Consider the following 12,953-nt stretch of genomic DNA (forward strand, 5'->3'; position numbering starts at 1 on the left):
TTCCACCCATCTCGCACCCATCTCCCGCCCAACCCCAGCCCGCCCCCATGGCCGAAGCCCCCTCCACCCTCAACCCCGCCCAGATGGAGGCGGTGAACCACCTGTCGTCGCCCTGCCTGGTGCTGGCAGGCGCAGGGTCGGGCAAAACGCGGGTGATCACGCAGAAGATCGCGCGGCTGCTACAGGCGGGGCTGCATCCGGCCCACATCGGCGCCATCACCTTCACCAACAAGGCGGCGCAGGAGATGCGCGAGCGGGCCAAGGCGCTGGTGGGGGCCAAGGCGTCCAAGCACCTGGTGATCTCCACCTTCCACTCGCTGGGGGTGAGGCTGCTGCGCGAGGACGGTGAGCGCCTGGGCCTGAAGCCCAAGTTTTCCATCCTCGACAGCGACGACGTGCTCGGCGTGATGCGCGAGGCCGGCGGCACGACCGACCCCAAGATCGCGCGCGGCTGGCAGTGGACCATCAGCCTGTGGAAGAACAACGGCCTGACGCCCGAGCAGGCCGAGGCTGCCGCCAAGACGCCCGACGAGGTGGTGGCCGCACGGGTGATGCGGCTGTACCAGGAGCGGCTGACGGCCTACCAGGCGGTGGACTTTGACGACCTGATCAGCCTGCCGCTGACCCTGCTGCAGCGCGACGAGGAAACCCGCCTGAAGTGGCAGAAGCAGCTGCGCCACGTGCTGGTGGACGAGTACCAGGACACCAACGCGACCCAGTACGAACTGCTCAAGGCGCTGGTGGGGGCGGACGGCGTGTTCACCGCGGTGGGCGACGACGACCAGAGCATCTACGGCTGGCGCGGCGCGACCATCGACAACCTCAAGCGCCTGCCGCTGGACTACCCGAATCTGAAGGTGATTCCGCTGGAGCAGAACTACCGCTCCACCGGCGCCATCCTGGCGGCCGCCAATAACGTCATCGCGTTGAACCCGAAGATCTTCCAGAAGAAACTGTGGAGCGAGTTCGGCGAGGGCGAGCCGGTGCGGGTGGTGGAGTGCGACAACGAGGAGCACGAGGCCGAGCGGGCCGTGGCGCGCATCCAGGGCATCCGCGCCAATGCCACGGGCGCACATGCCGGGGCGACGGACTGGAAGGACTTCGCCATCCTCTACCGCGCCAACCACCAGAGCCGCAAGCTGGAGGAGGCGCTGCGAAAGGCGCAGATCCCCTACAAGGTGTCGGGCGGGCAGAGCTTCTTCGACCGCGCCGAGATCAAGGACCTGTGCGCCTGGCTGCGCTTGCTGGTCAACCAGGACGACGACCCGGCCTTTCTGCGCGCCATCACCACGCCCAAGCGCGGCATCGGTCACACCACGCTGGCGGCGCTGGGCGAGTTCTCGGGCAAGTGGAAGGTCAGCCTGTTCGAAGCGCTGTTCCAGGCCTCGCTGGGCACGGTGATGAGCAAGAAGGCGATCGGCTCGCTGCACGAGTTCGGCCGCTACGTCAACGACCTCGAATACCGGGCCCGCCACACGGTGGGCGCCGAGGCGGCCCGGCCGATGCTGCTGGAATGGCTGACCGACATCGGCTACGAGAAGCACCTGCACGAGGGCGAAGAGAGCGAGAAGCTGGCCACCGCCCGCTGGGGCAACGTGATCGACTTCATCGACTGGATCGCCAGGCGCTGCGGCGGCGAGATTGACAACGACGGCGCCGATGCGCAAGGGACTCAGGGCGAGACCGAGAAGAAGAGCGTGCTCGACGTGGCCCAGACCATCAGCGTGATCCTCAGCCTGGCCGAGCGCAGTGAGGACCAGGACATGGTGACCCTGTCCACCCTGCACGCCAGCAAGGGCCTGGAGTGGCCGCACGTGGTGCTGGTCGGCGTCAACGAGGGCACCCTGCCCTTCCGGCGCGAAGAAGAAGAGATGACCGCCGACCGCCTGGAAGAAGAGCGCCGGCTGATGTACGTGGGCATCACCCGCGCCCGCCGCACCCTGCTGGTCAGCACCCTGCTGCGCCAGAAGCGCGGGCGCGAGGTGCGCAAGGCGATTCCCAGCCGCTTCATCGCCGAGATGAAGCTGGACGAGCGCACCGCCAAGGAGGATCCGCGCGAGCGGCTCAAGGCATTGCGTGCGGAATTTGCGGCCAAGGCGGCGCAGGCCAAGCCGGCACGCTGAGACGACCTCCGGCGGGTCGATCCGGAACAGGGCGACTGACCTCGCTCAGGCAACGCCAACAAAACGTGAAGTTTGTGTGTTTTTGCCCTTGCGTCCACCTGAGTTGCAAGCAACCAGCCACGCCCTGTTGCGCAGCAGAAATGGTTCTCCCGAAGAATGGACCCCCTGATCAAGGGATTGTGATCCGACAATCCCTGCTGGAACGAACGCCATTCACGAGAGGAACCCATGACCGCACAACCGTACCCGTCGCTCGCCCGCCCCACCCTGCGCCTGCTGACCCTTGCCATGAGCCTGGGCCTGGGCAGCGCGGCCTGGGCCGTTCAGCCGCCCCCCGCCGCGGGCAACGCGGCCACGGCCGCGGCATCGGAGATGCCCGAGCTGACCGACCGGGTGATCGTCAAGTACCGCAATGCCGCCAATGCCAGCCAGGTGGATCCCGCTACGCTGGCCAAGGCGCAGATGGCAGGCAACCGCTCCGGCGTGCGGCTCAGCCACCAGCGCGCCCGCGGTGACGGCAACCATGTGCTGCGCATGGACAAGCGCCTGACGGTCGACCAGGCCCGCACGCTGGCGCAGGCGATCCAGTCCGGCGACAGCAACGTCGAGTACGCCGAGCCCGACCGCATCATGCGCATCCAGCTCGTGCCGAACGACCCGAGCTACGCCTCGCAGTGGCACTACTACGAAACCGCGGGCGGCCTGACCGCCCCGACGGCCTGGGACAAGTCCACCGGTGCAGGCATCACCGTCGCGGTCATCGACACCGGCTACCGCCCGCATGCGGACCTGGTTGCCAACATCGTGCCGGGCTATGACTTCATCGGCGACACCTTCGTCTCCAACGATGGCAACGGCCGTGACGCCGATGCCCTCGATCCCGGCGACGCCGTGGCCGCCAACGAATGCGGTGGCACCCACGCGGCGCAAAGTTCGAGCTGGCACGGCACCCACGTGGCCGGCACGATTGCCGCGGTGACCAACAACGCCGTGGGCGTCGCCGGTGTCGCCTACGGCGCCAAGGTGATGCCGGTGCGCGTGCTGGGCAAGTGCGGCGGCTACACCTCCGACATCGCCGATGCCATCACCTGGGCGTCGGGCGGCGCCGTCAGCGGCGTGACCGCCACGGCCACCCCGGCGCGGGTGCTCAACCTGTCCCTGGGCGGCAGCGGCGCCTGCGACACCACCACCCAGACGGCCATCAACGGCGCACGCAGCCGCGGCACCGTGGTGGTCGTGGCGGCGGGCAACTCCAACGCCGATGCGGCCAACTACTCGCCGGCCAGTTGCTCGGGCGTCATCACCGTCGCCGCGGTCGGGCGCACGGGCGGTCGGGCGTATTACTCCAACTACGGCGCCAGCGTCGAGGTGGCCGCCCCCGGTGGCGACATGAGCACCGGCAGCACGAACGGCGTGCTGTCCACGCTGAACACCGGCACCTCGGCGCCGGGCGCCGACAGTTACGCCTACTACCAGGGCACCTCGATGGCCACGCCGCACGTGGCCGGCGTGGTGGCGCTGATGCTGGCGAAGAACTCGGCACTGACGCCCGACCAGGTGGACACGATGCTGAAGTCCACCGCCCGGGCCTTCCCGGCCACCTGCTCGCAGTGCGGTGCCGGCATCGTCAACGCCCGCGCGGCGGTCGATGCGGCGATGGGCACCGTGGTGACGCCCCCGCCGCCGACCACCACCACGGTGGCCGAGACGACGGCGAACAACAACTCGCGCACCGCGGCCCAGGCAATCACGCCGAATCCCGCGCTGGTCAACGGCTCGATCTCCAGCAAGACCGACACCGACTACTTCAAGGTGACGCTGGCGGCCGGCAAGACCCTCACCGCCACCCTGACGCCGCCGGCCACCGGTGACTACGACCTGTACGCGTACAACGCTGCCGGCACGCAGGTCGCCAGCAGCCGCAAGCTCACCGGCCTGGTGGACAGCGTCACCGTGACCAACCTCAGCACGACCACCGCCTCCACGGTCTACGTGCAGGTGAAGTACTACAGCGGCGTGAGTGGCACGACCGCCGGCAAGTACACGCTGGGCCTGTCTCAGTAAGCGACGCCCCCGCCTCCTCGCAAGCGAGCCGCCTTCGGGCGGCCTTTTCTTTGGGCGTGCCGGGGTGCCGGAGAGGCGCTCAGCTCACATGCCCTTGAAGAGCTGCGTGTAGCTGCGGCTGACCTCCAGCCGCTCGGCGCAGCCGCGCACCTGCACCAGCTGGCGGCCGCGCTCGTCGCGGAGCACACCGGCAATCGCCCGCGCGTTGACCAGCGTGGAGCGGTGGATCTGCCAGAACAGCGCCGGATCCACCTCCTCGACCAGTTCCTTGATCGGCTTGCGGATCAGCGCCTCGGTCTGCGCGGTCTGCACACGGGTGTACTTCTCGTCGGAGATGAAGAACAACACGTCCTCCACCGCGATGAGCTGGATCTGGCTGCCCACGCTGGCCTGGATCCACTGCAGGCGCTGCGGCGGCACCGCGCCGCCCTGGCTCGCGGCCGGCAGCTGCCCCGCCAGCTGGGCAAGCAGGCGCTGCATCTGGCTCTGCAGGGCATCGGCGGTGCCGGCCGCGCCCTGCTCGGCACGCCGGGCCAGGCGCTGCCGCAGCCGCTCCACGGTCAGGCGCAGGCGCTCGGGCTCGGCCGGCTTGAGCACGTAGTCGACCACGCCCTGCTCGAAGGCCTCGACCGCGTACTGGTCGTAGGCGGTGATGAACACCACCTCGCAGCCCGGCCAGGTGTCGGTCGGGTCCATGCGGGCGATCTCGCGGGCGGCCTCGATGCCGCTACGCCCCGGCATGCGGATGTCGAGGAAGACCAGATCGGGCCGCAGTTCGGCCACCTGGGCCACTGCCTCGTCGCCGTTGCGCGCCTCGGCGACGATCTGCAGCTCGGGCCAGACCTGCGCCAGGCGGCTGCGCAGCTGGTCGCGCATCAGCCGCTCGTCGTCGGCGATGAGGGCTCGCACGGGGGCAGGGGGCGGGTTCATCCGATCAGGCTCCGGAAGACGGGAGGGGCGGGGCGGGGCGGGGCGGGGCGGGGCGGGGCGGGGCGGGGCGGGGCGGGGCGGGGCGGGGCGGGGCGGGGCGGGGCGGGGCCGATCATGCCGCCGCGGGCTCATCCACATGGGCGGCTCGGTAGGGCACGGTGATGCTGACGATGCTGCCGCTGGGCTGGTTCTCGACCGTCTGCAGGGCGGCCCGGGCGCCATAGAGCAGCTGCAAACGCTCGCGGATGTTGCCCAGCCCGGTACCGGTGCCGGCGGTGGCCGCCCGCCCCCAACCCAGCCCCGTGTCGGCCACGCTGACCACGAGCTTGCCATGGCGGATCTCGGCGTGCACGCGCAGCGTACCGCCTTCGGCCTTGGGCTCCAGGCCGTGCTTGATGGCGTTCTCGACCAGCGACTGCAGCATCATCGGCGGGAACTCGGCGCTGAGCAGGCCCTCGGGCACGTCCAGCTCGGTTTGCAGGCGGTCCTCCATGCGCACCTTCAGGATCTCCAGGTAGGGCCGGATCACTGCCATTTCCTGCCCCAACTCGCGCACGCCACTGGGGTTGGATTCACGCAGCGTGGGCATGCTGGCGCGCAGCAGGGCGATCAGGTTCTTCTGCATCTGGCTGGCGCGGGGCGGATCGGTCTCGATCAGGTGGTCGATCGACGCCAGCGTGTTGAACAGGAAGTGCGGCTCCACCTGCGCCTGCATCGCTGCCATGCGCGCCTCGGCGAGCTGGCGCTTGAGCTGCTCGGCCTCGGCCGTCTCGGAGGCCACGGCGGCCTTGGCCTCGGCGCGCAACTGGCCCTTGTAGGTGATCTTGATGATGATGGAAGCGAAGATCCACAGCAGTGCCATGTCGGGCAGCCGGCTGCCGAGCTTGACCGTGCGCTTGCGGGTGGACGGCGCTGCGTGGCCGGCGGTGTCCGGCGCTGACGCGCGCGCCTGCGCTCGCGCGTCGGCACCGGACGCCTCGGCCTCCCGGGCTTCGCGGATCGCCTCGACGATGGCTTCGCGGGCCTCCTGAACGGCCTCGCGCACCTGCTCGCTGTCCGCACCCTGCGGCACCTGGATGCTGACGGCCGGCTCCGCGGCGGCCGCGCCCGAACCAGGTGCGGAAGGTTCGGAAGGTGCAGAAGCGCTGGGCGCCGCCTTCGGATGCGGCACGATCCGGATGCCCTGGCCACCGATGACGATCGAGACCCCCTCGTCGCTGTCGCTGGCCGGGCGTGCCTTCTCGATCCTGATCACCGGCTCGCGCCGCTGGGCGCCCGACGCAACGGGGGAAGCGGGCGGCACCGGGGTCTTCACCGACGGGCCCTCGTGCTCGATGGTCTCGGTGATGGTCCAGCTGAACGGCGGCAGGTCTTCGAGGAGCGCCGTCACGACCAGCAGAAGCACCGCCAGCACGGCGAAGCGCTTCCAGCTGATCGACACCAGCCAGCCGGCATAGGCATGGAAGGCGCGCAGGAATCCTGCCGAAAAGCGCTGCCAGCGCCCGGCAGGCGGCGGGGAGGTCGGGGCCCCCGGGGTCGCCGGAGTCGCCGGGATAGGGGGGGACGGAGGGATCGGGCTGGACATGGCCGGCACTGTACGGCCCGCCCCGCCCGGCTGCCCAGTGGGCGGCGACCAAACGCCGCTTCGCGGTCACCAGTGGCAACGGCAAAGGACAGACGGTGCCCCACCGGCGGGGCAGGCCGGCGGCTGGCCGGCCGGTCACAGCCTGGCCAGGGGGCGCCGCAGCGGGGCGTCCCCCCGTGCGATCGGACCGGCCAGCCTACAATCAGCGGCTTTTGCCCACCTATCCAGGAGTCTCCAGGTGTTCATTTCCAACGCGTACGCACAAGCGGCCCCCGCTGCCGCCGCAGGCGGTTCGTCCCTGACCAGCCTGCTGCCGCTGGTGCTGATGTTCGTGGTGCTGTACTTCATCATGATCCGCCCGCAGATGAAGCGCCAGAAGGAGCACAAGGCCATGATCGAGGCGATCGGCAAGGGCGACGAGGTGGTCACCGGTGGCGGCCTGATGGGCAAGGTCACCAAGGTGGCCGAGAACCAGATCGGCCTGGAAATCGCCGCCGGCGTGGAAGTGCAGTGCCAGCGCAGCTCGGTGGTGCAGGTGCTGCCCAAGGGCACGCTGAAGTGACTTGAGTGCACCGGCCGCACCCTGCGGCCGGTCTGATATCGCGGGGCTGCTTCCCCGAGGACGAGACGATGAACCGCTTTCCCTGGTGGAAGTACCTGATCCTGGCCATCGCGGTGGCGGTGGGCCTGCTCTACACGCTGCCGAACTTCTTCGGCGAGGCACCGGCCGTGCAGGTCTCCAGCGGCAAGGCCACCGTGAAGGTCGATGCCGCGGTGACCGAGCAGGTGCGCCAGACCCTGGCGACGGCCGGCCTGAAACCGGACTTCGTGCAGCAGGAAGGCACCTCGGTGCGCGCCCGCTTCACCGACACCGACGCCCAGCTCAAGGCCCGCGACGCGCTGGCCAAGGCGCTCAATCCCGATGCGGGCAACCCGAGCTACATCGTCGCGCTGAACCTGGTGTCGCGCTCACCGCAGTGGCTGACTTCGATGCGCGCGCTGCCGATGTACCTCGGCCTGGACCTGCGCGGGGGCGTGCACTTCCTGATGCAGGTCGAAATGAAGTCGGCGCTGACCAAGAAGGCCGAGTCGCTCACCGGCGACATCCGCACCCTGCTGCGCGACAAGAACCTGCGCCACGCCGGCATCGCCCGCGTCGGCAACACCGTCGAGGTGCGCCTGCGCGACGCCGAGAGCCAGCCGAAGATCCTCGAACTGCTCAACGACCAGCTGCCCGACCTGCAGTGGACCCCGACCACCGAAGGCAGCGACCAGAAGCTGGTGGGCGCGCTCAAGCCCGCCGCCGAGCGCAGGGTGCAGGAGCAGGCGCTCACACAGAACATCAACACCCTGCACAACCGGATCAACGAGCTGGGCGTGGCCGAGCCGGTGATCCAGCAGCAGGGCCTGGACCGGGTCGTGGTGCAGCTGCCCGGCGTGCAGGACGTGGCCAAGGCCAAGGACATCATCGGCCGCACCGCCACATTGGAAGTGCGCCTGGTCGATGACAGCACCGAGGCACAGGCGGCGCTGTCCGGCTCCGGCCCGGTGCCCTTCGGCACCGAGAAGTACGCCGAGCGCGGCGAGCGGCAGATCATCGTCAAGCGCCAGGTGCTGCTGACCGGCGAGAACCTCACCGACGCCCAGCCGGGCTTCGACGACAACCACCAGCCGGCCGTGCACCTGACGCTGGACGCCCGCGGCGCGCGCATCTTCCGCGACGTGACGCGCGAGAACGTCGGCAAGCGCATGGCCATCCTGCTGTTCGAGAAGGGCAAGGGCGAGGTCGTCACGGCCCCGGTGATCCGCACCGAGATCGGTGGCGGACGGGTGCAGATCTCCGGCGCGATGACGCCGGTGGAGGCCGCCGACACCGCGCTGCTGCTGCGCGCGGGCTCGCTGGCCGCGCCAATGGAGATCATCGAGGAGAAGCTGGTCGGCCCGAGCCTGGGCGCCGAGAACATCGCCAAGGGCTTTGACAGCGTGCTGTACGGCTTCCTGGCGGTGGGTGCCTTCATGTGCGCCTACTACCTGCTGTTCGGCGTGTTCTCGACCCTGGCGTTGGCGGTCAACCTGCTGCTGCTGGTGGCGGTGCTGTCGATGCTGCAGGCCACGCTGAGCCTGCCGGGCATGGCGGCCATCGCGCTGGTGCTGGGCATGGCGATCGACTCGAACGTGCTGATCAACGAGCGCGTGCGCGAGGAGCTGCGCAACGGCACCTCGCCGCAGATGGCCATCCACCTGGGCTACGAGCGCGCCTGGGCCACCATCCTGGACTCCAACGTCACCACGCTGATCGCCGGTGTGGCGCTGCTGGCCTTCGGCTCCGGCCCGGTGCGCGGCTTCGCGGTGGTGCACTGCCTGGGCATCCTGACCTCGATGTTCTCGGCGGTGTTCTTCTCGCGCGGCCTGGTCAACCTCTGGTACGGCCGCCAGAAACGCCTGCAGAAGGTCTCGATCGGCCAGGTCTGGCGACCCGCCCCGGAACCGGGCTCGGCCGTGGCCACCCCGAAGTCCTGATCCCCAGCGCCCAGAAAGCACAGCCATGGAATTTTTCCGGATCCGGCGCGACATCCCGTTCATGCGGCATGCGCTGGTGTTCAACGTCATCTCGTTCCTCACCTTCCTCGCCGCGGTGTTCTTCCTGTTCACCCGTGGCCTGCACCTGTCGGTGGAGTTCACCGGTGGCACGGTGATGGAGGTCGAGTACGCCCAGGCCGCTGACATGGGCCGGGTGCGCGAGACGGTGCAGGCGCTCAAGCTCGGCGAGGTGCAGGTGCAGAAGTTCGGCACCTCGCGCGACGTGCTGATCCGCCTGCCGCTGCGCGCCGACGTCAAGCAGACCGAGGTGGTGAGCCGCGTCTTCGCGCAGCTGTGCAGCACCGAGAAGGGCACGGTGTCGCAGCGCCAGACCACCAGCGACAAGGGCGAGGTCACCACCCGCCAGGTCTGCGAGGCCGCGGGCGCCGAGCCGGTGAAGCTCTCGCGCAGCGAGTTCGTCGGCCCGCAGGTGGGCAAGGAATTGGCCGAGGACGGCCTGAAGGCACTGGCCTTCGTCGTCGTCGGCATCGTGGTCTACCTGGCCTTCCGTTTCGAATGGAAGTTCGCCGTGGCGGCCATCATCGCCAACCTGCACGACGTGATCATCATCCTGGGCTTCTTCGCCTTCTTCCAGTGGGAGTTCTCGCTCTCCGTGCTGGCGGCGGTGCTGGCGGTGCTGGGCTACTCGGTCAACGAGTCGGTGGTGATCTTCGACCGGATCCGCGAGGCCTTCCGCAAGTACCGCAAGATGACCACGCGCGAAGTGATCGACCACGCGATCACCAGCACGATGAGCCGCACCATCATCACCCACGGTTCGACGCAGATGATGGTGCTGTCGATGCTGCTGTTCGGCGGCCCGACGCTGCACGAGTTCGCGCTGGCACTGACGATCGGCATCTTGTTCGGCATCTACTCATCGGTGTTCGTGGCCGCGGCCATCGCGATGTGGCTGGGCGTCAAGCGCGAGGACCTCGTCTCCGGCACCGGACGCAAGGACCACGACCCGAATGACCCGAATGCAGGGGCGGTGGTGTGACGGCCGTGGTGTAGAGTATTTGCAGTTCTTTGCCCGATCGCCTGCCACCCCGTCGCCGATGGCCCCTGTCCCCCCGTCACCCGTTCTTGCTGCCCAGGCCCGGCGTTTCTATTACGACGTGCTGATGCGCGAGCTGCCGCGCTGCGTCAAGGCGGTGGTCAACGGGGCCCGCGAGCTGATGACGCAGGTCAGCAACCCCGACCAGGTGGCCAGGCGGCGGGATCTGGTGATGGACCTGCCGCGGCAGGCGCCACGCTGGCAGCAGGCCATGGGCGGCGCCCTCGGCCTTGCGGCGACCCCCGGATCCCATGGTGCGCGCAGCCACGCCCCGGCACGCCAGCCCACCCGGGCGTCCGAACTGTCGCTCGTTGACGACGACACGATCGAACTGGAGATCATCGCCTCGTGCCTTGCGCTGGGCATGATGGACAAGGCGTCCTGGGAGTTCTCCGACCTGCGCTACCGCATGTCCTCGCTGGAGCGCCGCGAGGAGATGGAGCCCCAGGACCTGCTGCGCCCGCTGGTACTGGCGCGTGCCGCAGTGGACGGCTGGCGCAGCGCCGGCCTGAGCATCGACCACTGGCGCACGGCCCAGGCCCTGCTGCACGAGGAATTCGCCGGCCTGATCCAGGAGGGCTACCACGAGACCAACCGCTGGCTGATCGGCCAGGGCGTGTGCCCTGAGGTCAACCTGCGGCCCTTCATCCGCCGCAGCCGGGACACCGGCGTGGGCGCCTCTGCGGCCCAAGGTGGCGGCAGCGGGGGTACTGGCAGCGGGTCCGGCGCGGGCGGTGCGACCAGCCGCAGTGGCGGCACGGCGGGCTCGCGGGGAGCGGCCTCGGCCCAGGGATCGGGATCTGCGCCGGGCATGGCCGAGCCGGCACCACGCTACCCGACGCCGAGCGGGCTGAACCGGGACCGCATCGGCCCGACGCCCGAGACGGCACACCAGTTCGCCCCTACCCAGGTGGCCGGCCTGCCGCCGGGCGCCTTCCCGCGCGGGGCGGCAGCGGCTTTCGGGGACAGCGGCTCATCCCCACGCAGCCTGCGCGGTGACGTGCACGAGGAAACGCGCCTGATGACGCGCTCGCCGGGGTTGCTGCGCAGCATCGAGCAGGCCGAGGCGGTGCTGGGGCGGCTCAACCGCCTGGTGTCGCGCCAGGTACCCGAGTTCAGCGGCTCGACGATCGCCCTGCCGCACTCCGCTTCACCGGGCCTGCGTGCGGCCATCCACGAAGCCGAACAGGCGGTGCGGCGACGCTTCGACGTCTCCGGAGCCGGCGCGGCCGCCGGGGGTACGCCCAGCCAGTCCGGCGCTGCTGGTGGGGCTGCTGCAGGTGCGGCGGCCTCGACGCCCACCCTGCTGCAGGAGCTGCAGGCCCGCAAGCAGGCCCTCAAGCAGGCAGCCACCACTCCGGTCGAGCGCGCCACGATCGAGATCGTCGCGCTGATGTTCCAGAGCCTGCTGACCGAGGAACGCATCCCGGCCACGGTGCGGGTCTGGTTTGCCCGACTGCAGATGCCGGTGCTGCGGGTGGCGATCGCCGAGCCGGACTTCTTCGGCTCGATCGACCACCCGGCCCGCAAGCTGATCGACCGCATGGGCGCCTGCGTGATGGGCTTCGAGGCCGGCAACGCCGGTGTCAGCGAACCGCTGGAAAAGGAAATCAAGCGCATCGTGCAGGTGGTCGAGGCCTATCCGGACACCGGCCGGCGCGTCTTCCAGACCGTGCTGACCGAGTTCGAGCGCTTCCTGGAAAACTACTTCAAGACCACCCACGCCGCGGCGACCAAGGGCGTCAGCCTGGCGCAGCAGATCGAGCAGCGCGAGACGCTGGCAATCCAGTACACCATTGAGCTGCGCAAGATGCTCAACGAAGTGCCGGTGCACGAAGGCGTGCGCGAATTCCTCTTTCACATCTGGGCCGATGTGCTGGCCACCACTGCCGTCAAGGCGGGCCAGTCCAGCGAGTCCACCAAGCAGATGCAACGCGCCGCAGCCGATCTGATCTGGCTGGCCAGCGCCAAGGTGTCGCGCGAGGAGCGCTCGGAGGCCATCCGCCGCCTGCCGCCGCTGCTGAAGAAGTTGCGCGAGGGCATGGGCGTGGCCGGCGTGCCCAACAGCAAGCAGGACGAGTACATCCAGGCGCTCAATAACTCCCTTCAGGCTGCCTTCTCGGCCCGCACCGCGACGATCCCGACCGAGCGGCTCGACGAGTTGATGATGCAGCTGGAGACGCTGGAAGACATGCTGCCCGACATCGGCACGGTGGAAATCGACGAGTCGATGATCCGCGACCTGTCCGGCCACGACAGCCAGGAGCTGGAGGTGGTGTCCGAAGGCGGCTCGATGCCCACCCCGGCGATGCTGGCCTGGGCCGGCGAGATGCAGGTGGGCGCCTGGTTCAAGCTGGACTGGCGCAACCGGATCGACCCGGTGCAGCTGGCCTGGCAGGGACTGCGCAAGCAGATGTGCCTGTTCGTGACGCCGCAGGGCCGCGGCATCATGTTCCAGCGCCACCGCCTGGCCTCGTTCCTGCAGGCCGGGTTGCTGGTGCCGGTGGAAGAGGAATCGCTGACGGTGCGCGCCACGCGCGACGCGCTGGCCAAGCTGGACGCGGACCCGGATCGCCTGCTGCACTGAGCGCGTGCCAGCCCGCCAAGCCGGGCA

The 12,953-nt window shown here is 69.4% G+C and carries 8 protein-coding genes; 6 read left to right on the forward strand and 2 right to left on the reverse strand.

Annotated elements, in window-relative coordinates; genetic code table 11:
• Window positions 1-47 precede the first annotated feature (47 nt).
• Complete coding sequence (locus NGK70_RS00175) at window positions 48-2,123, forward strand: ATP-dependent helicase (protein ID WP_251971386.1); 2,076 nt, start codon at window positions 48-50, stop codon at window positions 2,121-2,123.
• A gap of 228 nt (window positions 2,124-2,351) precedes the next feature.
• Entirely contained in the window at window positions 2,352-4,187 is a 1,836-nt protein-coding gene (locus NGK70_RS00180; protein ID WP_251971387.1) for a S8 family peptidase, read from the forward strand.
• A gap of 84 nt (window positions 4,188-4,271) precedes the next feature.
• Here the strand turns inward: NGK70_RS00180 and NGK70_RS00185 are convergent, their stop codons facing one another.
• Both NGK70_RS00185 and NGK70_RS00190 read right to left on the reverse strand, forming a co-directional pair.
• Window positions 4,272-5,117, reverse strand: a complete 846-nt coding sequence (locus NGK70_RS00185; protein ID WP_251971388.1) for a LytR/AlgR family response regulator transcription factor — start codon at window positions 5,115-5,117, stop codon at window positions 4,272-4,274.
• A gap of 112 nt (window positions 5,118-5,229) precedes the next feature.
• Window positions 5,230-6,702 carry a sensor histidine kinase gene (locus NGK70_RS00190; protein ID WP_251971389.1) on the reverse strand — a complete coding sequence of 491 codons (1,473 nt, stop codon included), beginning with the start codon at window positions 6,700-6,702 and terminating at the stop codon, window positions 5,230-5,232.
• A gap of 238 nt (window positions 6,703-6,940) precedes the next feature.
• Here NGK70_RS00190 and yajC point away from each other — a divergent pair, with 238 nt between their 5' ends.
• The 4 genes from yajC to NGK70_RS00210 all read left to right on the forward strand — a co-directional run bounded on the left by yajC (window position 6,941) and on the right by NGK70_RS00210 (window position 12,926).
• On the forward strand, window positions 6,941-7,264 hold the full coding sequence (gene yajC / locus NGK70_RS00195) for a preprotein translocase subunit YajC (protein ID WP_251971390.1): 324 nt from the start codon (window positions 6,941-6,943) through the stop codon (window positions 7,262-7,264).
• Between the two features lie 68 nt (window positions 7,265-7,332).
• The gene (gene secD, locus NGK70_RS00200; protein ID WP_251971391.1) at window positions 7,333-9,222 is read left to right on the forward strand and encodes a protein translocase subunit SecD; all 1,890 of its coding nucleotides are present in this window, start codon (window positions 7,333-7,335) and stop codon (window positions 9,220-9,222) included.
• A gap of 25 nt (window positions 9,223-9,247) precedes the next feature.
• Window positions 9,248-10,282, forward strand: coding sequence for a protein translocase subunit SecF (gene secF, locus NGK70_RS00205; RefSeq protein ID WP_251971392.1), 1,035 nt, complete (start codon window positions 9,248-9,250; stop codon window positions 10,280-10,282).
• Between the two features lie 58 nt (window positions 10,283-10,340).
• Window positions 10,341-12,926 (forward strand): DUF1631 family protein, encoded by a 2,586-nt coding sequence (locus NGK70_RS00210; protein WP_251971393.1) that lies wholly within the window; start codon window positions 10,341-10,343, stop codon window positions 12,924-12,926.
• The last annotated feature ends 27 nt before the right edge of the window (window positions 12,927-12,953 follow it).

Source organism: Sphaerotilus microaerophilus (assembly GCF_023734135.1).
Lineage (GTDB): Bacteria > Pseudomonadota > Gammaproteobacteria > Burkholderiales > Burkholderiaceae_C > Sphaerotilus > Sphaerotilus microaerophilus.

Coding starts and splice junctions, on each gene's coding strand:
- NGK70_RS00210 (WP_251971393.1), top strand. CDS start 10,341: ATGGCCCCTGTCCCCCCGTCACCCGTTCTTGCTGCCCAGGCCCGGCGT.
- NGK70_RS00175 (WP_251971386.1), top strand. CDS start 48: ATGGCCGAAGCCCCCTCCACCCTCAACCCCGCCCAGATGGAGGCGGTG.
- secD (WP_251971391.1), top strand. CDS start 7,333: ATGAACCGCTTTCCCTGGTGGAAGTACCTGATCCTGGCCATCGCGGTG.
- NGK70_RS00185 (WP_251971388.1), bottom strand. CDS start 5,117: ATGAACCCGCCCCCTGCCCCCGTGCGAGCCCTCATCGCCGACGACGAG.
- NGK70_RS00180 (WP_251971387.1), top strand. CDS start 2,352: ATGACCGCACAACCGTACCCGTCGCTCGCCCGCCCCACCCTGCGCCTG.
- secF (WP_251971392.1), top strand. CDS start 9,248: ATGGAATTTTTCCGGATCCGGCGCGACATCCCGTTCATGCGGCATGCG.
- NGK70_RS00190 (WP_251971389.1), bottom strand. CDS start 6,702: ATGTCCAGCCCGATCCCTCCGTCCCCCCCTATCCCGGCGACTCCGGCG.